The 23,387-nt window shown below is 30.9% G+C and carries 18 protein-coding genes and 3 tRNA genes; 10 read left to right on the top strand and 11 right to left on the bottom strand.

What is annotated here, in order from left to right:
- Nucleotides 1-2 precede the first annotated feature (2 nt).
- From HQN62_RS10665 to HQN62_RS10650, 4 genes are all read right to left on the bottom strand, one after another.
- Complete coding sequence (locus HQN62_RS10665) at nucleotides 3-854, bottom strand: N-acetylglucosamine kinase (protein WP_116795260.1); 852 nt, start codon at nucleotides 852-854, stop codon at nucleotides 3-5.
- A 210-nt stretch (nucleotides 855-1,064) separates the two neighbouring features.
- Complete coding sequence (gene gap / locus HQN62_RS10660) at nucleotides 1,065-2,069, bottom strand: type I glyceraldehyde-3-phosphate dehydrogenase (RefSeq protein WP_116795261.1); 1,005 nt, start codon at nucleotides 2,067-2,069, stop codon at nucleotides 1,065-1,067.
- A gap of 44 nt (nucleotides 2,070-2,113) precedes the next feature.
- On the bottom strand, nucleotides 2,114-3,100 hold the full coding sequence (gene pfkA / locus HQN62_RS10655) for a 6-phosphofructokinase (RefSeq protein WP_116795262.1): 987 nt from the start codon (nucleotides 3,098-3,100) through the stop codon (nucleotides 2,114-2,116).
- A gap of 317 nt (nucleotides 3,101-3,417) precedes the next feature.
- On the bottom strand, nucleotides 3,418-7,797 hold the full coding sequence (locus tag HQN62_RS10650; RefSeq protein ID WP_254454429.1) for a translocation/assembly module TamB domain-containing protein: 4,380 nt from the start codon (nucleotides 7,795-7,797) through the stop codon (nucleotides 3,418-3,420).
- A 268-nt stretch (nucleotides 7,798-8,065) separates the two neighbouring features.
- Here HQN62_RS10650 and tsaD point away from each other — a divergent pair, with 268 nt between their 5' ends.
- The 8 genes from tsaD (at nucleotide 8,066) to HQN62_RS10610 (ending at nucleotide 15,843) form a co-directional block, all read left to right on the top strand.
- Nucleotides 8,066-9,088 (top strand): tRNA (adenosine(37)-N6)-threonylcarbamoyltransferase complex transferase subunit TsaD, encoded by a 1,023-nt coding sequence (tsaD, locus tag HQN62_RS10645; protein WP_116795264.1) that lies wholly within the window; start codon nucleotides 8,066-8,068, stop codon nucleotides 9,086-9,088.
- A 3-nt stretch (nucleotides 9,089-9,091) separates the two neighbouring features.
- Complete coding sequence (locus HQN62_RS10640; RefSeq protein WP_173504346.1) at nucleotides 9,092-9,799, top strand: 16S rRNA (uracil(1498)-N(3))-methyltransferase; 708 nt, start codon at nucleotides 9,092-9,094, stop codon at nucleotides 9,797-9,799.
- Nucleotides 9,800-9,829: 30 nt separating this feature from the next.
- Nucleotides 9,830-10,474, top strand: a complete 645-nt coding sequence (locus HQN62_RS10635) for a DUF4159 domain-containing protein (protein ID WP_173504345.1) — start codon at nucleotides 9,830-9,832, stop codon at nucleotides 10,472-10,474.
- Between the two features lie 320 nt (nucleotides 10,475-10,794).
- Nucleotides 10,795-11,745, top strand: a complete 951-nt coding sequence (locus HQN62_RS10630) for a zinc metalloprotease (RefSeq protein WP_173504344.1) — start codon at nucleotides 10,795-10,797, stop codon at nucleotides 11,743-11,745.
- 227 nt (nucleotides 11,746-11,972) lie between these two features.
- Nucleotides 11,973-12,923 carry a zinc metalloprotease gene (locus HQN62_RS10625; RefSeq protein WP_173504343.1) on the top strand — a complete coding sequence of 317 codons (951 nt, stop codon included), beginning with the start codon at nucleotides 11,973-11,975 and terminating at the stop codon, nucleotides 12,921-12,923.
- Nucleotides 12,924-13,000: 77 nt separating this feature from the next.
- Entirely contained in the window at nucleotides 13,001-14,092 is a 1,092-nt protein-coding gene (locus HQN62_RS10620; RefSeq protein ID WP_116795269.1) for an AI-2E family transporter, read from the top strand.
- A gap of 1 nt (nucleotide 14,093) precedes the next feature.
- On the top strand, nucleotides 14,094-15,275 hold the full coding sequence (locus HQN62_RS10615) for a THUMP-like domain-containing protein (protein ID WP_173504342.1): 1,182 nt from the start codon (nucleotides 14,094-14,096) through the stop codon (nucleotides 15,273-15,275).
- Nucleotide 15,276: 1 nt separating this feature from the next.
- On the top strand, nucleotides 15,277-15,843 hold the full coding sequence (locus HQN62_RS10610; RefSeq protein WP_173504341.1) for a hypothetical protein: 567 nt from the start codon (nucleotides 15,277-15,279) through the stop codon (nucleotides 15,841-15,843).
- Nucleotides 15,844-15,907: 64 nt separating this feature from the next.
- Here HQN62_RS10610 and HQN62_RS10605 read toward each other — a convergent pair whose 3' ends face one another.
- From HQN62_RS10605 to HQN62_RS10585, 5 genes are all read right to left on the bottom strand, one after another.
- Entirely contained in the window at nucleotides 15,908-16,087 is a 180-nt protein-coding gene (locus HQN62_RS10605) for a hypothetical protein (RefSeq protein WP_116795272.1), read from the bottom strand.
- Nucleotides 16,088-16,575: 488 nt separating this feature from the next.
- Nucleotides 16,576-17,229: a M15 family metallopeptidase gene (locus HQN62_RS10600; RefSeq protein ID WP_173504340.1), complete on the bottom strand. Its 654-nt coding sequence runs from the start codon at nucleotides 17,227-17,229 to the stop codon at nucleotides 16,576-16,578.
- A gap of 97 nt (nucleotides 17,230-17,326) precedes the next feature.
- Nucleotides 17,327-17,400: transfer RNA gene (locus tag HQN62_RS10595), tRNA-Arg, on the bottom strand.
- 14 nt (nucleotides 17,401-17,414) lie between these two features.
- Nucleotides 17,415-17,489: transfer RNA gene (locus tag HQN62_RS10590), tRNA-Pro, on the bottom strand.
- A 77-nt stretch (nucleotides 17,490-17,566) separates the two neighbouring features.
- A tRNA-Ser gene (locus HQN62_RS10585) sits at nucleotides 17,567-17,650 on the bottom strand.
- Between the two features lie 523 nt (nucleotides 17,651-18,173).
- On the opposite strand from HQN62_RS10585, the gene HQN62_RS10580 reads away from it, so the two are divergent.
- Both HQN62_RS10580 and HQN62_RS10575 read left to right on the top strand, forming a co-directional pair.
- Nucleotides 18,174-19,358: an acetyl-CoA C-acyltransferase gene (locus HQN62_RS10580; protein WP_173504339.1), complete on the top strand. Its 1,185-nt coding sequence runs from the start codon at nucleotides 18,174-18,176 to the stop codon at nucleotides 19,356-19,358.
- Between the two features lie 103 nt (nucleotides 19,359-19,461).
- Entirely contained in the window at nucleotides 19,462-20,223 is a 762-nt protein-coding gene (locus HQN62_RS10575; protein WP_116795275.1) for a C40 family peptidase, read from the top strand.
- Nucleotides 20,224-20,277: 54 nt separating this feature from the next.
- Here the strand turns inward: HQN62_RS10575 and HQN62_RS10570 are convergent, their stop codons facing one another.
- Nucleotides 20,278-21,342 (bottom strand): tetratricopeptide repeat protein, encoded by a 1,065-nt coding sequence (locus tag HQN62_RS10570; protein WP_165818075.1) that lies wholly within the window; start codon nucleotides 21,340-21,342, stop codon nucleotides 20,278-20,280.
- 755 nt (nucleotides 21,343-22,097) lie between these two features.
- The gene (locus HQN62_RS10565; protein ID WP_116795277.1) at nucleotides 22,098-23,366 is read right to left on the bottom strand and encodes a tetratricopeptide repeat protein; all 1,269 of its coding nucleotides are present in this window, start codon (nucleotides 23,364-23,366) and stop codon (nucleotides 22,098-22,100) included.
- Between the last annotated feature and the right edge of the window lie 21 nt (nucleotides 23,367-23,387).

Genomic DNA, 23,387 nt, shown 5'->3' with positions numbered 1-23,387 from the left:
AATTATTTATTTGCAATATGATAAGCTATCAATCCATCAATAGGTCTTCTTAATACATTACCCAATTGCAATTCGTATTTTTCAAAAATTTCAGCTAATTCATCTTTTAGATAAAAAGCAATCGAACCTACAAAATGTACAGGTACTTCTTTACAATTTTCAAATTGCTTGATATAATTCTTAATGAAAGATTTCATTTCCTTAAAAATGATTTTTCTACAAAATTCATGTTCCTTATTCTGAATTAAAAATTTTGCAAAAGTGGCAAGATAGGCGTTCGGATTTGGCTCTTTATACAATTTACTTTTGATATAATCTGGGTCCACATCATACTCTTTTTCAAAAACTTCGGCCAATTCTTTTGGCATTTTATTAAAATAGTATTTTCTAATTAAACTTTTTCCAAAAACGTTTCCGCTACAATCGTCCATAACAATATAGCCTAATGATTGTACTCTTTGTTCTAAAACCTTACCATCAAAATAACTGCAGTTTGAACCAGTACCTAATATACTAACAATTGCTTTTTCCCCTTTTGGTGTAGTGGCAAAAACAGCTGCATATGTATCTTCTTCAACAACTACAATAGCATTTGAAAAATATTCTTTAAAAACCTGAGAAAGAAAAATTTTCATCCTATCAGTTCCACAACCAGCACCATAGAAAAATAAATGGGTGGCCAATTTTTTATTTTGTAATATATCAAATCGATCATTCAAGCGATCGAGAATTTCATCTTTATCAAGAATTTCTGGATTTAAACCTAACGTTTGTGTGGTAAACATAACTTTCCCGTCATCATCTATTGCAATCCAATCTGCTTTAGTAGAACCACTATCAACTATTAATTTCATATGTAGATATTTATATATTTTTATCGGTCATATGTAATTCGCATATCTTCATTGGCACTTGTAACCAATTTATGCTCATTTCATATTATTTGGTTTATTGGTTATGAATTTTGTCCCTAATTTTAAACACTTCTGGCGAGAAACATTCAATAGAACAAAAAAACAAAATCCCATTAATTTCACTTAATGGGATTTGTAAAATTATAAATTTTATTTTAATGAAGAGATATGTACAGCTAGGTCAATTAATTTACTTGAATAACCATATTCATTATCGTACCAAGATACCAATTTGAAGAAAGTTGAATTTAAACCAATTCCTGCAGTAGCATCAATGATTGAAGTTCTTTTGTCAGAAATAAAATCTTGAGAAACAACTGCATCTTCAGTATATCCTAAAATACCTTTCATTGTCGTTTCAGAAGCTTTTTTCAAAACAGCCATAATTTCTTCGTAAGAAGTTTCTTTGGCAACTTTTACAGTTAAATCTACTGTAGAAACGTCTGCAGTAGGAACACGGAATGCCATTCCTGTTAATTTTCCATTCAATTCTGGAATAACTTTTCCAACAGCTTTAGCAGCACCTGTAGATGAAGGAATAATATTTATACTTGCAGCACGTCCACCTCTCCAGTCTTTTCTAGAAGGACCATCAGCTGTCATTTGAGTTGAAGTTGTTGCGTGAACAGTAGTCATCAAAGCTTCAACAATTCCAAAATTATCATGAATTACTTTAGCCAATGGAGCCAAACAGTTTGTAGTACAAGAAGCGTTTGAAACAACAATATCAGAAGCTTTTGCAGTTTCGTGATTTACTCCCATTACAAACATTGGCGCATCTGCAGATGGAGCAGAAATAATTACTTTTTTAGCACCACCTTTAATGTGCTCATTTGCAGTTTCAATAGTTGTAAATATACCTGTACACTCTGCAACTACATCAACATCAACTTCATTCCATTTTAAATCAGCTGGGTTTCTTTCAGCAGTAATACGGATGTTTTTTCCGTTTACATAAAGTTTACCTTCCTTTACTTCTACAGTTCCATTAAAACGACCGTGAACTGAATCATATTTTAATAAATAAGCTAAATGATCTACATCTAATAAATCGTTGATTGCTACTACTTCTACGTTGTCTCTATTGAAAGTTTCTCTGAAAACAATTCTTCCAATTCTACCAAATCCGTTTATTCCTAATTTTACTTTTGACATTGTATTAAATTTAAATTATTTTTTTATTTTATTCTCTTTTACTTTTAAATAGACATAATATCTGAAACGCGAAGCAATTCCTGATCTATTTCAGTATGTCCTTTGATGGCTTGTTCTAAAGGTGTTAATTCAATTTTATCACATAATAATCCAACCATGAAATTTGATTTACCCTCTAATAAACATTCAACCGCTTTTACTCCTAATCGACTAGCCAAAACTCTATCAAAACAAGATGGAGCACCACCACGTTGCATATGCCCTAACACTGATACACGTACATCATATTCCGGAAAATTTGATTCTACGTAATCCTTTAGTTCAAAAACGGTTTTACCTATTTTATCACCCTCAGCGATAACCACTATACTTGAAGATTTTCCTGCAGCTTTACTTTTTCGTAAAGAGTCCAACAAACGATCCAATCCTAAATCTTCTTCTGGAATAAGAATTTCTTCGGCTCCAGCACCAATTCCTGCATTCAAAGCTATATGACCAGCATCACGCCCCATTACCTCAATAAGAAACAATCTGTTGTGAGAACTTGCCGTATCACGAATTTTATCAATTACATCAACAACTGTGTTTAGAGCGGTATCATAACCCAGAGTATGGCTCGTACCAAATATGTCGTTGTCGATAGTTCCAGGAATTCCCATAACTGGAAAATTATATTCAGAATTAAATAATAATGCTCCTGTAAAAGAACCATCACCACCTATTACTACCAGAGCATCAATTCCTGCCTTAACTAAATTCTTATGTGCTTTTTCTCTTCCTTCGGGAGTCTTAAATTCCATTGATCGAGCAGATTTTAAAATAGTCCCGCCTTTGTTTACAATGTTATTTACACTACGGGGTCCCATTTCTTTAAAATCCCCTTCAATCATTCCTTGGTACCCCCTATAAATACCAACACATCCTATATTATGAAAAGCACATGTTCGCACAACAGAACGAATAGCAGCGTTCATTCCCGGAGAGTCTCCTCCAGAGGTAAGTACACCTATCTTTTTTATTGTTTTTGACATTTTTTTAAGTATTAAAGTGTAAATTTAGCAAATATCAAAGACATTTTAGGGGGGCTTTCTAACATTTTAATAAAATATCTGAAATTCAAACGTTTTCGTTGATAAGTTTTTTTAATTAAAAAATGGCTATTATTTATTTCCTTTTTTTAAATCTAAAACTGTTGAAAAAGGGGAAATACGAACTATTTATCTCTTTTGTAAAAACAAATAAACAGACAGTATAAAATAATTGAATAAGTGCAAAACAAAATTTTAGCTATAAAGTTAACTAAAATTTTCAAAAAAGACATAAGTCCTTAATTAATAATTACTTATGATTAATCATCCTCTGGAAGTACAGCATCTTGATTAATTTTCGGTTTGTCCGAATTAGGCTCTTTGGGTTTGGTGAAATTAATAATATCAGGATTCAAATTGGAATCTGAATTATCAACTTTTGTTTTAGATTTTTTTTCTTTGGTCAGTTTATTACTTTTAAACATTTTATCGACCAATTCTCTAAAAGTATCAAAGTCTACTTCGTAAGTAATACCGGCACCTTGAGTATAACCAATATCCTGTCCTATATAATTTAAATCATTTTCTTTATTGAAAACATGGAAATTAAAAGACCCATCATCATTTACTCTGTACTTAATATCAACCGCTCCCACAATAGCGGATTCATTAACACCTCCAAAGGGCACCCCAATTTTACCATTTATCGTAATTCTTTCATTTACTTGAGAAGTAACAATTGCTTCGACTCTACCATCTGTTTGGGTACTTGGTCTATTGTCTGGTGAAACAACATTAAAATTCATTTCAAATTTCTCATTATTTGATTGAACTATATTTCCCAACATACTCGAAGCTGTTTCATACATGCTTGATGCAACCGCTTGACTTGATCCATCTCTGCCTAAAAAACTCCCTGTTGACAATAAATACAAAGCTTGGGTTTGCCTTACATCTTTATCAGCTAATTCTGTTTGAAGTTCAGATTTTAAAACACTTGTAATGGTAGGAAAGTCTATCATGAAATCAGGCTCTGGACGAGACAAATCGCCTCGAATCCCAATTATAACTTCAACATCAACCTTTTTATTGACACTTGAATTTTCTAATAAAAGTGCTGGATTTGCAGATGTTTTGTAAACTGCTTCGAGATTCAGTTGAGCTCTCATAGGGTCACCTTCCCAAATAATAGAACCTCCTTTTTTAACTTTAAATTTTTTATCAATTAATCCACCATATTTAAAATTATAAGTACCGTCATAAGGCAAGAAATCACCCCACATATTGAAAGCACCAAGTGTATTGATTTTAAACAAAAGTGTACCATTTCCGCGTCCTTTCATTCCGTGTCCAGAATTCCTGTCCAAAATAACTTCAACTTCCGCATTGGGAGTTATTTCAAGATCAAACTCTAATTCAAGTCCGTTATAATTCTTTGTTTTATCAACAATTCCTTTTTGTAAATTGAATTTTTCTTTCGGGGTTATAAAATGAATAAAGCTATTTTCGCTAACGCTTTCCGCACTGTTTATTGGTATTTTAAGAGCAGAGCCTTTTTCAGATTTTGCATCAACTTTAATAAATAAACCATTTGCAGGCCCTTTAATTGTGGCAATACCATTAATAAATGCTGTTCCAAAATAAGCGGCATCTTCACTATCTTTAGTGTCCAGCACAAGAAGTCTCTTAGAATTAATAGCCAAATCTAATTTCCAATCCGAAAAATTTTTATGCTCCACTACTCCATTTAAAGTTCCCGTAGTGTTGTATTTTGTATCTATCAAAGTGTTATTTCTGAAAAGAAATTTTTCACCTGTAAGATCAATAATAGTTTTTTCTTTTAGTGCATAATCAACATTTAGGTATGGTATTGCCAATCCTCCGCCATTGACGTATAGACGCCCATTGACATCCGGTTTGCTTAAGGTTCCACCAACGGTTGCATTTCCAGATACCAATCCTCTTATGTGGGAAATAACATCTCCTCCCAATGAACTTAATGTTGCCAAATTGAATTTGTCAAATTTTAAATTCAAGTCAAATAAGGTTTCTTTGTTTACTATCTCAAAGGTTCCATCGGCACTAAAAGATTCAAAATCTTTATTTTCAATAGTAGAAAATAAGGTGAATTTTCTAAAATTTTCATCCCCTTTTATATCAAAATTTAAAACTCCCAAATCATAATCATTAACTTTCAAGCTATCAATCCGCAAGGATGCCGTAGGTTTATAGACCTGCTTATTTTGGTTGTAATTAATTTTTCCGTTTAAATTTCCATAAATGGGAAAACTCTGTTGGGCCGAGGTTAATGCATTGATATCAAAATTCTTGAATTCGACATTAATATCTTTATAATAATTCCCCTTGAACTCACCATCGAGTTTTATTTCTTGCTCCTTATTGGAAAGTATAAAATCATCCAGTTTAAACTCCGTTAACTTTTTATCAAAAACTAAACGATTATTGGATAGATTCGCCTCATTTAAAAACCACAAACTATTTTTTAATTTGATTTCTGATTTGCTGAATCCGATTACATTTTTATTTTCCTTATTAATTGTATGATATAAATCCAAATTAAAATAATCCTCCCCTTTTGAACCTCCTTTAAACTCAGTCCTAAAAAACAAAGTATCTTTTGAAGTGACATTTATTAAACTAAAATCACGGATTTTATATCTCTTAGTTTTAATACTGTCCAACTCAATGTAGGCATTATACAATGGGTTTTTATTATCAATAGAAATCCTAATATTATCAAAAGAATTATCAGCCTGTTTTATACTTGGAGAATTAAAATTGAATTTGAATTCATTAATATCCGAATTAATATTTCCTTTTACGACAGTATTTTCACTTAGCTTTATATCAGGCAAAAACACTTCAACTATCTTATTATAAACTTCAAAATTAAATTTCAAAAACTGCCCTTTTTTAACTGGAATAGGTTTGTAATTTGTATAAAGACTTCCCAGGGAATTTGTAACCAAACCTTTTAATTCCGAGAATTTATATTTTCCCACAACCGTTCCATTAGTTATATCTGGAGCTGTTATTTTTATAGTTCTAATTCTTTTATCATCAAAACTGGAATTCAAATTAAAATCATTGAACTGATAAGTATCCTTAGGATTAGTATAGTTGGCGGTATTCACGTAGATATTACCGTGCATATCATCAATAGAATTCCCCTGTACATCAACAATAATATTCCCGTTAAATTTAGAAACACTATCTTTTACAAAATTCAATTTATTCAATTCCGCTTTATCTATTTTAATCTGAAAATCATATTGGCTTTCTTTTTTACTTAAATCTACCAATCCATCAAAATTCATTTTCAAATAAGGATCATCTACAATAATTGATCCTTTATATATAGGTAATTTGAAATTACCATTTACGGCAACATTCTTATAATTATAGCCATTATAAACAATACTTGAAACTATTCCTTTTAATGAGGTATTCAAATACTTTTCTGAAAAACTATGTCCATCGACATCAATATTTAAACTTATTTTAGACAAATCCTTATTATCCAATAAATTTCCAATATTAAAATCATCCAAAACAACATAACCAACATAAGCTGCCTTGTCACTTTGATCCATATTATTGATAATGAATTTTGATTTTACAGCACCCAAAGCAGTGTTTGCCATCAGATTGGCATGGATTGAGGTGGTTGTAACCTGGGTGTTTCCAATTAATGAAATATCCCCAAATTTCTTTAAGATAATAGGGAGCTTTTTACCTAAAACATTCGGCAATATACTCACCAAATCATCATAATTAGCATCCAATTGATCAAACTTTCCATTCATATAGAATTTTTGATCTTTTGTTCCTAAAAGGTTTTTAAAATTTATAAAACCAACGATTTTAGTACCTCTATTATCTCTTAGATATAAATCGAGAAACTTCAAGTTGTTTAAGGGTCCCGTAATATGTGATCTAAGCTTAAAATATTGATATTTACCCAATTCATTGTAAAAACAACGAATATCATTGGAGGCTAATTTTGCAGATTTTAACTGAACATCAAATTCGACTTTATTTTGAAAATCAGAAAAATCTTCAATCTCATAGTTCAAAGCGGCATAACCCTTAATACTGGATTCTTTGGTTTCAATTTCCATTTTATCCAATATCATATGCTGTTGCGTAAAACTATAATTTCCTTTTAAGCTCTTCACATACAAACCTCTATGATCCAAAAAAGACATTTTTTGGATATTGGCATATATTTCGGGACCGTATACTTTAAAATTGGTAACCAATATATTCAATCTTGTAAAATCGACAGGTTTTACAGTTTCATGATTTTCATTCGACAAAATAAATCGACCATTCGACAAATCAATACTTGAAGCAGTTAATAAAAAATGCTTTTTAGAAGGTGTTTTGCTTGGAGGACCAAAGGCGTCTAAAAAATAATCCAGATTGGTTTTATTTTCTTTTTTATAAGTTTTTAAATTAAAAAGAACACCATTCATTGCCAAATCTCCAAAAATCACATCCCCATCTAAAATCTTTTTGGCGCCTAAAAATGATGTATTCAATCTTTTAACATAAATCAAGGTGTCTTTATGATGATCTATAATCAAAACTTTTTTAAGTTTTACACCACCAAAAAGGGTAAGCTGTACTTCATCAATATCCATGTGAAGCCCATAATCATCATTGATGCTTTTCATGAAATACTGAGCCAGCTTAGTTTGAACAAAAGGTAAACTAAGGGCTATAAAAAGTACTAACAAAAGTAAAATTAGTCCAAGTAGACTGCGGAATACTATTTTTTTAATCTTTTTGATAAGAGTCGCTTTTTGTTTTTTTAGTACAAATAAATAATTTGCCGTTGGAAATACTAATACCTTAACTAAAAAATCTTTAATTTTGGCACAGCTGTAAAAATACTATTTTTATAGTAATCCATCAAATATACTTCAAAAATCATCTGTTTATATGCAAATTCCGGAGGTTTATATACTTGCCATAGAAAGTTCATGTGATGATACTGCCGCTGCAGTATTATGTAACGACAAAGTGCTGTCAAATGTTGTTGCCAATCAGTTAATTCATAATCAATATGGAGGCGTTGTGCCTGAACTTGCTTCTCGGGCTCATCAACAAAATATAGTTCCAGTAATCGAGGCTGCATTAAAAAAAGCTAATATTAAAAAAGAACAGCTATCAGCAATTGCTTTTACGCAAGGCCCCGGACTTATGGGTTCTCTTTTGGTTGGAAGTTCATTTGCAAAATCAATGGCATTGGCTTTACAAATACCTCTCATCGCAGTAAACCACATGCATGCCCATATTTTGGCTCATTTTATAGATGAAGAAGGTTTTGACAAACCTAGCTTTCCTTTTCTTGCGTTAACAATAAGTGGTGGACATACTCAAATTGTGCGGGTTGATGATTTTTTTGATTTAACAATCATCGGTGAAACAACAGACGACGCAGTAGGTGAAGCGTTTGACAAAAGTGCCAAAATACTTGGTCTTCCCTACCCGGGCGGCCCTTTGGTTGACAAATATGCACAATTAGGAAATCCGAAAGCATTTCCTTTTACAAAACCAAAAGTTCCAGGATTAGATTTTAGTTTTTCGGGTTTAAAAACAGCTATTTTATATTTTATTCAAAAGAAGAAAATTGAAAACCCTGATTTTATCGAAGAAAATTTAAACGACATCTGTGCTTCCATTCAATATACGATTATCGAAATATTGATGGATAAACTAAAAATGGCCGTAAAAGAAACTGGCATCACACAAATTGCAATTGGTGGTGGTGTTTCGGCCAATTCAGGAATTAGAAATACCTTGAAAGAAACAGAAACAAAATACGGTTGGAAAACATACATTCCTAAATTTGAATACACCACCGATAATGCTGCAATGATTGGAATTGTAGGTTATCAAAAGTTTTTATCCCAAAAATTTGAAACTGCAGAAGTTGTTTCAAAAGCACGAATACAATTTTAAATTATGCAATTATTTTATAACCCTACAATAAACGAAACTACCGAAACCTTTTCTTTTGATAAAGAAGAAAGCAAACATATTATTAAAGTATTACGTAAAAAAGACAATGACATACTATTTGTAACTAATGGTTTAGGTTTTTTATTTAAAACTGAAATTACATTAGCTTCTGATAATAAATGTACCGTTAAGATTTTAGAAATTCAAAAAACTGAAGCTCCAAAACACAAATTACATCTTGCGGTTGCTCCCACAAAAATGAATGATCGCTACGAATGGTTTCTTGAAAAAGTTACTGAGATTGGAATATATGAAATCACTCCAATTGTATGTGATCGGTCAGAGAGAAAAGTAATAAATACGGAAAGATTTGAAAAAATTATTCTTTCGGCAATGAAACAATGCAATCAAACGTATCTTCCAAAATTGAATCCTGCTATTTCGTTAAAAGAATTCATAAAAAGAGAAAACTCAGGAGAAAAATTAATAGCCCATTGCGAAGAAACAAATAAAAAATCGCTAAAATCAATTCTTAGACCAAAAACAGATTATACTATTTTAATAGGTCCTGAAGGTGATTTTTCCAACAAAGAAATCGAATTGGCATTAGAAAACAATTACATCCCTGTTTCTCTAGGCGAAACACGATTACGAACAGAAACTGCTGCTGTAGTTGCCTGTCACAGTATTGTTTTTACTAATGAGGATTAGATTTTAAAATTCAATTCTACAATTAAATTTATGAAAAAGACAGTATTTTTATTATTATTACTATTCTCTTCTCTGACCAGTTTCTCTCAAGAAATTGCTTTACTAAAATATAGTGGTGGTGGCGATTGGTATGCAAATCCAACTTCACTGCCAAACTTAATAAAATACTGTAATGCCAACATAAACACAAAAATAAAATCGAAACCTAGAACTGTAGAACCAAGCAGTCCTGACCTTTTTTCCTATCCATTTGTTCACATGACAGGACATGGCAATGTTGTTTTTAGTGAAAGTGACGTAACAAACTTAAGAAAGTATTTATTTGGCGGTGGTTTTCTGCATATCGATGATAATTACGGAATGGACCAATACATTCGTAAGGAAATCAAAAAAATATTCCCAAATAATAGTTTGATTGAAATACCATCAAACCATCCAATATTTCAAAAACCTTTTGTTTTTGCCAACGGCTTGCCTAAAATCCATGAACATGACGGGACAAGAGCACAAGCGTTTGGAATATTTATCGAAAATAAATTAGTCCTTCTTTATACATATGAGTGCGACCTAGGTGATGGATGGGAAGATCCGGAAGTCCATAATGACCCTTTGGAAGTTCGCGAAAAAGCTTTAAAAATGGGAGCCAATATTATAAATTACGTTTTCTCAAATTAAATTCTCTTAAACAAAAATTTCCTTTCAATACTTTAATTCTCTTTTAGTGAAAAATAATTTTAGCTACACAAATTTTTTAACACGTAAAATACTAATAATAATTAATTAATAAATCTTGAAGCACAGCAAATTCTACAAATTAACAAGTTTATAACTACGTATATACCCCTAAATTACTATTAACCAAGTCAATAAAATCGGCTAATTCTTAAAAATGAGTAAAATTATTGTTAAAAAAATTTTAAATAACTGATATTTTGTTATAAAATTGCATAATAATTAACCAAACAAACTTTTATTTAACAAAAATGATTACTATTATGAAAAAATTAATTTTATCAGCGGCAGCTTGCTTAATGTTATTTTCTTGTCAAAACGAACAAACTGAATCACAAAACGATTCTACAAATGCAATTACCCAACGAAAATGTGCTACACAAGATGTTTTGGAAGCTCAATTGAAAGCCGATCCAACTTTGGCAATTAGAATGAACCAAATTGAAGCTTTTACTCAAAATGCTTTATTGACAAAACGATTAGTAAATGGGAAAGTTGAAATTCCTGTCGTTGTTAATGTTTTATACAAAACAGCAGCTGAAAACATTTCTGCTACCCAAATCCAATCCCAGATTGATGTTTTGAACAAAGATTTTAATGCATTAAATTCTGATTACAATTCGGTTCCTGCTTTATTTTCGGGAGTAAAAGCTAATGTAGGGATAACTTTTGTTCTTGATCAAGTGATTAGAAAATCAACAACTAAAACATCTTGGGGAACTGCTGATGCAATGAAAAAAACAAGTAAAGGCGGTATAGCTCCAACTTCACCAACTACAAAACTAAACTTATGGGTTTGTACAATTGGCGGTGGTATTTTAGGTTATGCACAATTTCCTGGAGGTGCTTCTGCAACCGATGGAGTTGCAATTGATTCTAAATATTTTGGATTATCTGGATCTGCAAATGCGCCATATAATCTAGGAAGAACAGCAACACATGAAGTTGGGCACTGGATGAATTTAAGACACATTTGGGGAGATGCTACTTGTGGTAGCGATTTAGTTTCTGACACTCCTACTCATAATGATGCTAATTATGGTGTTCCAGTTTATCCTCACTATAGCACTTGTACTGGTACTCCTGTTGAAATGACAATGAATTACATGGATTACACAGATGACAATGCTATGTATATGTTTTCAATTGGGCAAAAAAATAGAATGTCGGCAATATTTGTTTCTGGTGGCGCAAGAGCTGCTTTTGGAATTTAATTGCTTTTTGTTATTTGATTTAATTTGTTATTAAAATGAAAAACTCGCTACTTGATAGCGAGTTTTTTTATGCTTGCGATTTCCAAAACATTATTAAAAAAAAATTTCGACCTTTTGATATTAAAGATGTTATAAAAAAACTATTATTTTCTTCATATTTTAACAACAATAAATTGTAAATTGCACTTAATTAACTGATAATCAATTTTTTAAACGCATAAATTATTATGAAAAAAATTATTTTATCCGCAGTTGCATTTATAATGCTTTTTTCATGTCAAAATGAAGATAATGGATCCGAGATCTCCCAACTAGATTCGCCAACGCTTCGCAGTTGTGCAACACAAGAAGTTCTTGAAGCACAATTAAAAGAGGATCCCACATTGGCAGTGAGAATGAATCAAATTGAAGCTTTTACCAAAGAAGCAGTACTAACTAAACGTTTAGTAAATGGTAAAGTTGTAATTCCTGTAGTAGTAAATGTTTTATATAGAACTGCGGCAGAAAACATCTCTGATAATCAAATACAATCACAGATAAATGTTTTAAATAAAGATTATACAGCTACAAATTCTGATTTTTCTAGCACTCCAGCTGAATTTGCTCCAGTTGCTGCAAATATTGGTATTACATTTGAGCTAGTAAAAATTGTGCGGAAATCGACAACAAAAACTTCATGGGGAACTAGGGATGCAATGAAAAGCTCAAAAAAAGGAGGCATTGACCCTACAACTCCAAGTGCAACATTGAACATTTGGGCCTGCAAAATTGGAAATGGAATCTTAGGATATGCGCAATTCCCAGGAGGTTCACAAGCAACCGATGGTGTTGTAATTGATTCTAAATATTTTGGTCTATCAGCCAGTGACAGTTATCCTTATAATTTGGGAAGAACAGCAACACATGAAGTTGGGCACTGGATGAATTTACGCCATATTTGGGGTGATTCTTCTTGCGGCAATGATCTAGTCGCTGACACACCAGTTGCAAAAACTTCAAATTTTGGAGTCCCAGCATATCCATATGTGAGTTTGTGTTTACCAACTCATAATGAGATGACAATGAATTACATGGATTATACTGATGATAGAGGAATGTATATGTTTACTAGCGGTCAAAAAGCACGGATGTCAGCATTATTTGTTTCTGGTGGAGTAAGAGCTAGTTTCGCTCAATAGTCATATATAAATTTATAGTTTTCAAAACTCGCTGCTTTTTGGCGAGTTTTTTTATCTTTATAACCAAATACAACGATATGATAACATCCAAAATTATTGCAAATGGGATTTTAAGGGCAATTGCTACTTTAATCTTAACTACTTTACTTCTATATTTTCTGTATCAAATTCAAAACGTACTGATTTATCTATTAGTTTCATTAATACTTACCTTAATTGGAATACCTATTTTAGATTTTTTCAAGAAAAGATTAAAATTCAGACATACAATTGCATCCATTACCGTTTTAATGATTTATATTTTAATCATCTTTGGTTTCATAATGATGTTCATCCCATTGATCATATCACAAGGACAAAATTTATCTCTTTTAAATACAATTGAAATTGAAAAGAATAGTTTAGAACTTTTCAAAAAATTAAACATTTTTTTGGAGCAACATCATATAGACTCCGCAACAATTTTTGATGCAAAAAATTACAAATCAATCCTAAATTTAAATATAATACCTAATTTTTTAAATTCTGTGGTCGGAACAATTAGTAACTTCGGAATGGGTCTTGGTTCCGTTCTCTTCATTACCTTTTTCTTCCTTAAAGACAAATCCATATTCTTAAAAGGAGCCAAACTACTTATTCCAGACTCTCATGAAGAAAAAATTTTGAATTCTGTTGAAAAAATAAATACCCTACTTTCTCGATATTTTATAGGTTTACTAATTCAACTGTTCATCGTTTTCATATTATATACTATTGTATTGTTTATTTTTGGAATCCCGGATGCATTTGTAATTGCTTTTTTATGTGCAGTTTTAAATATCATTCCATACATAGGTCCATTAATTGCTTCCATCTTGGCAGCTATTTTAACAATGTTAAGCAACTTAGGTTCCGACTTTCAATCCGAAATCTTGCCTACGACCATTTATGTATTAATAGGCTTTTGGATTGTACAGGTAATCGATAATAACTTTTCTCAGCCAATCATTTTTTCAAAAAGTGTTAGTTCTCATCCTTTAGAAATATTTCTTGTCATATTGATTGCAGGATTCTTATTTGGAATTATGGGGATGATTATTGCCGTTCCTTTGTACACTATCATAAAAGTAATTAGCAAAGAGTTTTTTCCGGACAATAAATTTATTCAACAAATAACAAAAAACTTATAAATTGAACCTAGACATTTTAGACTCTAAAATTCAAGAATTTATTGATTTAAATATTGGGACCTCTATTTCTAAATTGGCTCTTCAAAAAAATCCATTTCCTGCTGTGGAGTGGATTTCCATTATAAATCAAATTGCCGCAAAATCAAAGGCAAAAGACAAATTGCCAACTTGGTTTTCAACTAAAAACATAATTTATCCAAGTAAAATATCCGTTGAACAAACTTCATCCGAAAAGACAGCTTTATATAAAAGCTCAATTGTCTCGGGAGACAATCTTATCGACTTAACGGGTGGATTTGGCATTGATGATTATTACTTTTCGAAAAAAATCAAAAATGTAGCACATTGTGAAATCAATTCAGAATTATCCAACATTGTTCAACACAATTGCAAACAATTAAATAGTGATAACATCACTTGCTATGCAGGAGATAGTTTTGAAACATTATCAAGTACAAGCATCAAATGGGATTGGATTTATATAGATCCTTCCAGAAGAAATGACAGCAAAGGAAAGGTATTCATGCTTAAGGATTGCTTACCCAATGTACCAGAAAATTTAAATTTTTATTTTGAAAAATCAAATTCGATTTTAATAAAAACAGCACCAATATTGGATATTACAGCCGGTATTAATGAATTAAATCATATCAAATCCATTCATATAGTTGCTGTTGATAATGAAGTAAAAGAATTGCTATGGGAATTAAACAAAGACTATAACGGGACTATTATCATTAAAACCGTAAATCTTTTAAAAGAGAAAACAGAAACATTTGAATTTATTTTAAATGAAATTAATGAACTGCCATCCTTTGGTTTACCACAACAATATCTTTACGAACCTAATAGTTCCATCATGAAATCCGGAGGATTTGACCAAGTTGGACTTTTTTTCGGATTGAATAAACTGCATAAACATTCCCATTTGTACACCTCAAATGAACAAAAAGAATTTCCTGGTAGAATTTTTGAAATTAAAAATTGTATTGCTTATAACAAAAATGAAATGAAGCACTATTTAGAAAATCAGAAAGCTAATATTACTACACGAAATTTTTCTGATTCGGTTGAAAGTATTCGAAAAAAATGGAAAATCAAAGATGGTGGAGATTTATATTGTTTTTTTACAACCGATGAAAATAACACTAAAATTGTTTTAATTTGCAACAAAATAAAATAAAATGAAATACATACTTGTTACAGCCTTATACTTTTTAAGTTTTAATCTTTTTGCTCAAAAACCTTGTGATTACGCAACAAATGTCACAGATTCTATTGGAACCTACAAATCCACAAAAGAATACTTAATTAGTGAAAAGGTTTTTGGAGGAAATTCCAATTACATTTTTTATTCCTTAGCTTTGACCGATGGATTACCAACGCTGACCGTACAATTAATACAAAAAAGTAAAGATTTTGTAAAAGCGAATTGTTTTGACAAAGATTCAAAAATATTTTTGCAGCTTCAAAATGGAAAAATAGTTACTCTGCTACATATAGACCAAGAAAATTGCGGTTCTATGGTGCGAGATGATAAAGGTTTTGACAATAGGGTGAAGTCAGGGATTTTTATGTTCACGAAAGAGAACTATGAAGACTTAAAAATATCTCCTGTTTCCTTAATGCGAATAAAATACCTAACAGATGTTGAAGACATTATATTCAAAAAAGAATTTACAGCTGAACTAGACAGAAAAGTATACCATCCAGAAACTTATTTCATGGACAACATACGTTGTATAGAATAAGCATCTTTTACTCAAAATAAAAAACATTTATCAATGAATTAAGATTCATTTGTAAATGTTTTTTTTATGCATTGTAACCCTCTTGATTATCATTTTGTTTATCAATATTGATAACATAATTTTTCACATTTCGCACTACCAATGGAACTAGTAATCCAACAACAACCACTTCTACAAATGTAATTCCTGACTTATTTTCCGGTCCAATACATTTAAAAAAACTATTCTGCAATATCCTTTTCATCTAACGATTCGTATGTTTTTTTTTAATTTAAAAAATAAAATTTAAGAACTTATTTAATCAACAGCCTAAACAAACATCTTTGATATCTCTTAATTTGCCAATAAACAAATTTTGATCAAGTCAATCTCATTATTTTTAAATCAAAAACTGAATTTAATAGCATTTTTTATGTTTGCTATTGTATTCAATATGGGGGTTAATTTAATCGAACTATAAATCATTGTTTTTAAATGATTTAAAGCGCGAAAGTAAATATATAAATCAATTAAATAACAATATAATCGATGAAATGCATGTTTTACACTTATTTTAGCGTTAATTCTTTCAAAATTCACAACTAGCAAGACTTTAGATAGTTAACACAAATAAATTTTAACAAGAAAAAGAGCTGATTAAATAAACCATTTCGTAACTCCTTAAGAGTAAGAATACAATAAAAAAGATTTTTTTGAAGTAAAAAAAGAAAAATTTTATGATAATAAACAAACCTAATTACAATCCCATTTAAAATTGGAAACTCTGTCATTTAAACCAGCTTTCAAATTATAGTGCCACCATTCAGAATCAAACGAATTAAAATGTTCCTTAACCATAACCTTTCTCAGCAGATTTCTATTATTTAAAATTTCTTTTGAAAAACCACGATAGTCATGACTGGCTTCTTTTCCGAAAAAATCAAAAGAAGTTCCCATATCCAATTCTTTACCTTCAAAATTAACCAATGTGATATCTACAGCCCCTCCTCTATTATGGATTGAACCTTTGCTTGGGTTTGCAACATATGTAGGATCCGGAACTATAGCCCACATTCTTTTTTGAATGTCTAAAGGTCGATAACAATCAAAAAGTTTTATTTTAAAACCTTTCTTCATAAATCTTTTATTGGCCAAAATTAGCTCTTTTACGGTTTTATAACGCAAATAACATTCGGCACAATCATATACTTTAGATTTCAAAAAATTGTCATCTGTAGCGTACCTCATATCATACATGAAATCTTGACTGAAGTCTTTTAAATTAACAAAAGTGGTATCATTGATTGCAACTATAGTCGCTGATGCATTTGTAATAGTTTGTGAATTACATTTAAGTAGGTTTAGTAGAAAAAGAAAAAAGAATAGAGGCTTGAAATAAGAAGTCATAACTAATAAATTTCCATAAAAATAAGGAAATTTAAAAGGATTAAAAAAGTAAAACCCTCTAAAAACAAAAAAAGCCCCTACAATAGGAGCTTTCTTGTGAACGCAGAAGGATTCGAACCTTCGACCGCCTGCTTAGAAGGCAGGTGCTCTATCCAGCTGAGCTATGCGTCCATTATTTTTATTAGTCGGGGTGGCAGGATTCGAACCTGCGGCCTCCTGCTCCCAAAGCAGGCGCGATAACCGAGCTACGCTACACCCCGAAAACAATCTATCAATTTATTTATGAAAATATAATAAATATTGAATCTCGCTTTGATTCTTAATCACAAATAACTTGCGGAGAGACAGGGACTCGAACCCTGGCGACGATTACTCGTCGACAGATTAGCAATCTGCTCCATTACCGCTCTGGCACCTCTCCAAAACCTCAGGAAACGTGTCCTGTTTTGCGGTTGCAAACTTAAGACATGTTTACGTTTCTCACAACTATTTTAGAACTTTTTTTTCATATTTTTCTACTATTTATTCAAATGAGTTCACAATCAAAGATATAACTAGCGCCTAAAAAATCATTTTTTCCACTAAAAAACTAAAAACGGTCTATTGTCACTAAAACGAGCTAGTAAATTGTTTTTAAATATTAATTTAAACTTCCCATCGCTCCCATTTTTATGATTTACTATTTTAAGCATACAATAAAATCATAACTAAACAAACAAAGACATTTCATAATGGAGAACCATAAAACAAAGCGTGCTAGTGCATTTTTTTTTAATTAAAATTATTTATACCTCGAAAATGGGCAATCTCATTTATTAGTAAATTAAACAAAAACAAACCCAAAAACAGAGATTCGTTAAATATATCCTAATTTAAATTCAATAAAAATTTGAATTTTACAAAATAAGTTTAAATTTGCTATAATAAATCAACATATAATAAACATGAGCAAAAGAGTTGTTATCGTTTCTGCTGTTAGAACACCTATCGGCAGTTTTATGGGAGGATTATCTACAATTACCGCACCAAAATTAGGAGCAATAGCCATTAAAGGTGCGCTAGAAAAAATACAATTAGATTCAAATTTAGTTGACGAAGTTTTTATGGGTAATGTCGTGCAAGCTGGCGTAGGTCAAGCTCCAGCACGTCAAGCTGCCATTTATGCTGGCCTTTCAAATAATGTCGCTTGTACAACTGTCAATAAAGTATGTGCTTCTGGAATGAAAGCTCTAATGTTAGGATCACAAGCCATTCAATGTGGAGACGCAGAAATTGTTGTTGCCGGAGGAATGGAGAATATGAGTTTAATTCCGCATTATATGAACTTAAGAAGCGGAACCAAATTTGGTCCTAGCACAATGGTCGACGGAATGCAAAAAGATGGATTAACAGACGCGTATGATAACAATGCCATGGGGGTTTCTGCTGACCTATGCGCAGCAGAATATAAAATATCAAGAGAAGAACAAGATAATTTTGCAATACAATCTTACGAGCGTTCTGCTAAAGCGTGGAGTGAAGGAAAATTTGATAACGAAATAGTTCCTGTAGCCGTTCCTCAAAGAAAAGGTGAGCCGATACTCATTTCAAAAGATGAAGAATTCACTAATGTATCGTTAGAAAAAATACCTACGCTAAATGCAGTATTTACAAAAGACGGCACCGTTACCGCAGCAAATGCATCAACGATAAATGATGGTGCAGCCGCAGTTATTTTGATGAGTGAAGAAAAAGCAATTTCTTTAGGTTTAAAACCATTAGCATATATAAGAGGTTATGCAGATGCTGCCCAAGAACCTAAATGGTTTACAACGAGTCCTGCAAAAGCACTCCCTAAAGCATTAGCAAAAGCCAATCTGACTTTAGATGAAATTGATTATTTTGAATTCAACGAAGCCTTTTCAGTAGTTGGACTAGCCAATTCAAAGATACTTGGGTTAGACAATCAAAAAGTAAATGTTAATGGCGGAGCCGTATCATTAGGACATCCTCTTGGCTGTTCAGGGGTTAGAATAATTGTTACATTATTAAATGTTTTGAAACAAAATAATGCAAAATATGGAGCAGCTGCTATTTGTAACGGCGGCGGCGGAGCTTCTGCCTTTGTTATTGAACGAAACATTTCATAAATATCACTTTAAATAAAATACAATTATTAAATAATACGAATTGAAAATTACTATTTTTACAGATATTTTTGATTCGTATTATTTTAATTTCTAATTTATATAAATGTTTGGGATTTGTAATTTAGCCATGATTCCACTTCGTGCCGAAGCTAGTGATAAAAGTGAAATTGTTTCTCAAGTCTTATTTGGAGAACATTTTGAAGTTTTGGAACAACATAAACAATGGTCTTATATAAAAATGCAATATGATGAATACGAAGGCTGGATAGATACCAAACAATTTCAACCTATTACAGAATCTTGCTTCAACCAACTTTCGTCGGACGCAATCATCCTTAATGGCGATTTGATAGAATACATTATAGCACCTTCCAATTTATTAATTCCCATACCACTTGGAGCTTCCCTGTCTTTTTTAAATTATCCTGAAATCAACACAAGTAATTTTGATTTCGAAGGAACCAAAATTAATGGAGTAAAACCAAAAAATAATTTACTAAATTCAGCTTTCATGTATTTGAGCGCCCCCTATTTATGGGGAGGAAAAACACCTTTTGGAATAGATTGTTCCGGTTTTACGCAAATGGTTTACAAACTAAATGGCTATAAGTTATTACGAGATGCATCACAACAAGCAACTCAAGGAGAAGCATTAAGTTTTATAGAAGAAAGCGAACCTGGTGATTTGGCTTTTTTTGACAATGACGAAGGAAATATAATTCATGTGGGAATAATAATGGAAAACAACTATATTATTCACGCCAGCGGAAAAGTAAGAATTGACCGATTAGATCATTTAGGAATCTATAATGCCGAAATAAACAAACACACTCATAAACTAAGAGTAATTAAAAAAATTATATAAAAAAAATGCTAGAAAAATTTTCTAGCATTTTTTTTATTTGTCACAATCACAAAGCTACATACTTGCTTTTAAGGAATTATATTCATTAGTCATATCCAAAGATCTATAAACGCCTAAAAGAGACTTCAAAACATCTTGATTTTTAGGTTCAATAACCAATGCTTTTTTAAGATATGGAATCACACTTCTTACCAAATCATCTTTTTTAGCTTTCAACTGATCATAAAGCTCCATCTCTTTTGGAGTATTACCCAAAGCCGCCATCTGATCCACTAAAGCCTTTTTAGATTCCAATTTAACATATGTTAAATTGATATATGCATCAATATAATTTGGATCTAACTCTAAAACTTTATTATAACAAATTTCAGCTTTAACTGCATCATTTTTTTCAAGATAGATAAAAGCTAAATTTTTATTAATTTCTAACTTTTTAGATGGTGAAAACTGATCTCTAGGTTTTTCATGAAACCCTGCAGTAATACTTGCTGTTCTAACGGCTGCAGAAGCAAAACTTTCTTCAACTTTTGTTTTTTTATTTGTGGCAAAATAAATTATCCCTTTTCCAGAATAATTAATTCTTTTTAATTCTTCATAATATTTAATTGCTGAATCAAAATCTTTTACCGTCATCGATGAAGAAGCTGCATTAAATAAATTTAAAGTGTCTTTTTTATCAAATAAATAGACCTTATAACTTTTTTCAGCACTTTCTTTATATTTTCCTGCTTTATAATCATCTGCTGCACCATTAACAAGAGTAGATTTCATCTCTCTCAAAGCTGTATTTGCTTGTAAAGAATATTTGTACTTCCCTGCCTCATTTTCCGCTTTAATCAATTCTTGATAAGCCTCAGCTGCCAAAGAAAGATTATTAGCCATGTCAATATTTTTTGAAGCTAAGTCTTTTAAAATATTACCTTTCAATAAATAGAAATCAGATTTCTCCTCATCAGTTGAATTGTAAATCAAATATTCGATTTTTTTCAAAATACCCAATGCATCTTGAGATTTTCCACTTTCAAAAACTGACTGAGCAGTTTTAATTTGATCCTTTTGTGCATACACACCAGCATTTATCAATAACACTATTGATAGCATTACAAATTTTCTTTTCATTAGGTTAAGTTTAGTTGTTAATATTAGGGGTTTAATTATATATAGAAATTAGTGCAAAAATCAAATCTTACTCGTTCCAAAGTTTAAAAAGACTATAATACTCACTAAACAAAAAAGGAGAATAAAACACTAAAAGGGCTTAAAAATGCAAATTAAAAAGTTAATTCAGTAAAGTTTTAAAATAACTTTTACCGCTTGTAAATGTTTTTTTTTTGACATTTTAGAAGAAAGTAGTTTTTGGCATATTTATTTTTTTTTAGTTAAACAATTTTTAAGCAATTAATTTCACAAATTACAAATTTTAATTTTTACACAATTAACAATACTTACTTTACATAAGCTTTCAGTCAACTATATCGATTTCTAAACTCATAATTTTTCTCTAAAATAAAATTATTTTTTGATTGCACAAATAAAATATTAATAAATTTTAACAAAAAGATAACGATTTCGTAAAATGAGGCAAACTCTACTGTTTTCCATTTTATTCAAAAAAAAATCATACAGTTTCAAAGTATTATTGCATTATAATAACTTTATTCAACATAAACCAAAACATCAATTCACATTCCTTAAGATATTTAAAATAATAAATCAATATAATATCCTGTTAAAATCGACATATACTTCCTATTCTAGTTTTAAACCAAGAAAGAAGCTCAATTGTTTGTGTTTTTCTTTAAAAAAACAAGTAAAATAAAAAATCCTGCGTCGATTATGCTCGAGCAGGATTTAATTTAACTATTTGGTCAAAATTACATTTTTGCTTTCAAAGTTTTATATTCTGTAGTCATTTCCAATGCACTGTAAACATTCAATAATGTTTTTGCTACATCAACATTTTTAGGATCTAATGCTACCGCTTTCTCTAGATATGGAATTGTGCTTCTAAACAAGTCTTCACGTTTCTTTTTCAAAACATTATAACGTTTCATATCATCAGCAGAATTACCAAGTTTATTCATTTCATCAATGATACCTTTTTCATCATCCAATTTCATTGCAGCCATATTAATATAAGCATTGATGTATTTTGGATCCAATTCCATAACTTTAGTATAGAATTTTTCAGCTTCAGCATAGTTTTTCGCTCCAGCACTAACAACACCTAAATTAAAAATCAAATCTACATCATTTGGATTTTTTTCTAATGCCTCAGAAATTAGTTTTTTATAAGTAACCATATCTTTTGACTCAAGATACAAATTAGCCTCGGTCAAAATTAACGAAGTATCTTCTGGATTTGCTTTTCTAGCATCAGAAACTGCTTTTTTAGCTAAATCCATTTTTCCTTGTTGCACATAAATTAAAGCTACATTTTTATAGATCTCACCTCTTTTTGAAGGCACATTTTCATTTCTTGGTTTTTCATGAGTCCCCATTTTTACCAATCTATCTCTATCAGCAGCAGTAGTAAAATAATCTTCTTGATTATTTACCTTATTTACGGCATAATAATAAGTTGCTTTTCCAGAATAGTTTAAAACTTTTAATTCCTCGTAAAGCTTAAGAGCAGTATCATAATCTTTTGCATTTACGTAAGTAGATGCCGCATAATAAAGATTGATAGTGTCTTTTTTCTCTAACAAATAAGCTTCATACAACTTTTTAGCTCCATCTGCATCCTTGTTAGCTTTAGTATCTTCAATTGCTGAATTAATTAATTTACCTTTAATTTCAGCTATTGATGCTGCAGCTTGTGTCGAATATTTTGCTTTTCCAGAAGCTTTTTCAGCTTCCAATAATTCTTGAAAAGCTTTCGCCGCCAGACTTAAATTCTTATCTGCCTCAACATTTTTATTCGCCAAATCCAAATGTGCATTTCCTTTTACAAATAAGAATTGTGCTTTTTCAGCATCAGGCGCATTGACAGACAAATACTCTGCTCCTGTTAAAATTGTAATAGCCTCATCGGACTTACCCGCTTTTAATGCTTTTTCAGCAGCTTTTATTTCATTTTTTTGAGCAATACTTGCTACTGATAAAAATAATGCTGACGCTATTATTACATATCTACTTTTCATATTAATCTATTTTATATTTAT

The organism is Flavobacterium sp. M31R6 (genome assembly GCF_013284035.1).
Classification (GTDB): domain Bacteria; phylum Bacteroidota; class Bacteroidia; order Flavobacteriales; family Flavobacteriaceae; genus Flavobacterium.
The sequence above is the reverse complement of the archived record's forward strand: the minus strand, read 5'-3'. Positions and strand labels throughout refer to the sequence as shown.

Coding starts and splice junctions, on each gene's coding strand:
- HQN62_RS10565 (WP_116795277.1), bottom strand. CDS start 23,366: ATGAAAAGTAGATATGTAATAATAGCGTCAGCATTATTTTTATCAGTA.
- HQN62_RS10605 (WP_116795272.1), bottom strand. CDS start 16,087: ATGAAAAGGATATTGCAGAATAGTTTTTTTAAATGTATTGGACCGGAA.
- HQN62_RS10610 (WP_173504341.1), top strand. CDS start 15,277: ATGAAATACATACTTGTTACAGCCTTATACTTTTTAAGTTTTAATCTT.
- HQN62_RS10640 (WP_173504346.1), top strand. CDS start 9,092: ATGCAATTATTTTATAACCCTACAATAAACGAAACTACCGAAACCTTT.
- HQN62_RS10575 (WP_116795275.1), top strand. CDS start 19,462: ATGTTTGGGATTTGTAATTTAGCCATGATTCCACTTCGTGCCGAAGCT.
- HQN62_RS10625 (WP_173504343.1), top strand. CDS start 11,973: ATGAAAAAAATTATTTTATCCGCAGTTGCATTTATAATGCTTTTTTCA.
- HQN62_RS10635 (WP_173504345.1), top strand. CDS start 9,830: ATGAAAAAGACAGTATTTTTATTATTATTACTATTCTCTTCTCTGACC.
- HQN62_RS10570 (WP_165818075.1), bottom strand. CDS start 21,342: ATGAAAAGAAAATTTGTAATGCTATCAATAGTGTTATTGATAAATGCT.
- HQN62_RS10630 (WP_173504344.1), top strand. CDS start 10,795: ATGAAAAAATTAATTTTATCAGCGGCAGCTTGCTTAATGTTATTTTCT.
- HQN62_RS10600 (WP_173504340.1), bottom strand. CDS start 17,229: ATGACTTCTTATTTCAAGCCTCTATTCTTTTTTCTTTTTCTACTAAAC.
- pfkA (WP_116795262.1), bottom strand. CDS start 3,100: ATGTCAAAAACAATAAAAAAGATAGGTGTACTTACCTCTGGAGGAGAC.
- HQN62_RS10580 (WP_173504339.1), top strand. CDS start 18,174: ATGAGCAAAAGAGTTGTTATCGTTTCTGCTGTTAGAACACCTATCGGC.
- HQN62_RS10650 (WP_254454429.1), bottom strand. CDS start 7,797: ATGAAAAGCATCAATGATGATTATGGGCTTCACATGGATATTGATGAA.
- HQN62_RS10665 (WP_116795260.1), bottom strand. CDS start 854: ATGAAATTAATAGTTGATAGTGGTTCTACTAAAGCAGATTGGATTGCA.
- HQN62_RS10620 (WP_116795269.1), top strand. CDS start 13,001: ATGATAACATCCAAAATTATTGCAAATGGGATTTTAAGGGCAATTGCT.
- gap (WP_116795261.1), bottom strand. CDS start 2,069: ATGTCAAAAGTAAAATTAGGAATAAACGGATTTGGTAGAATTGGAAGA.
- tsaD (WP_116795264.1), top strand. CDS start 8,066: ATGCAAATTCCGGAGGTTTATATACTTGCCATAGAAAGTTCATGTGAT.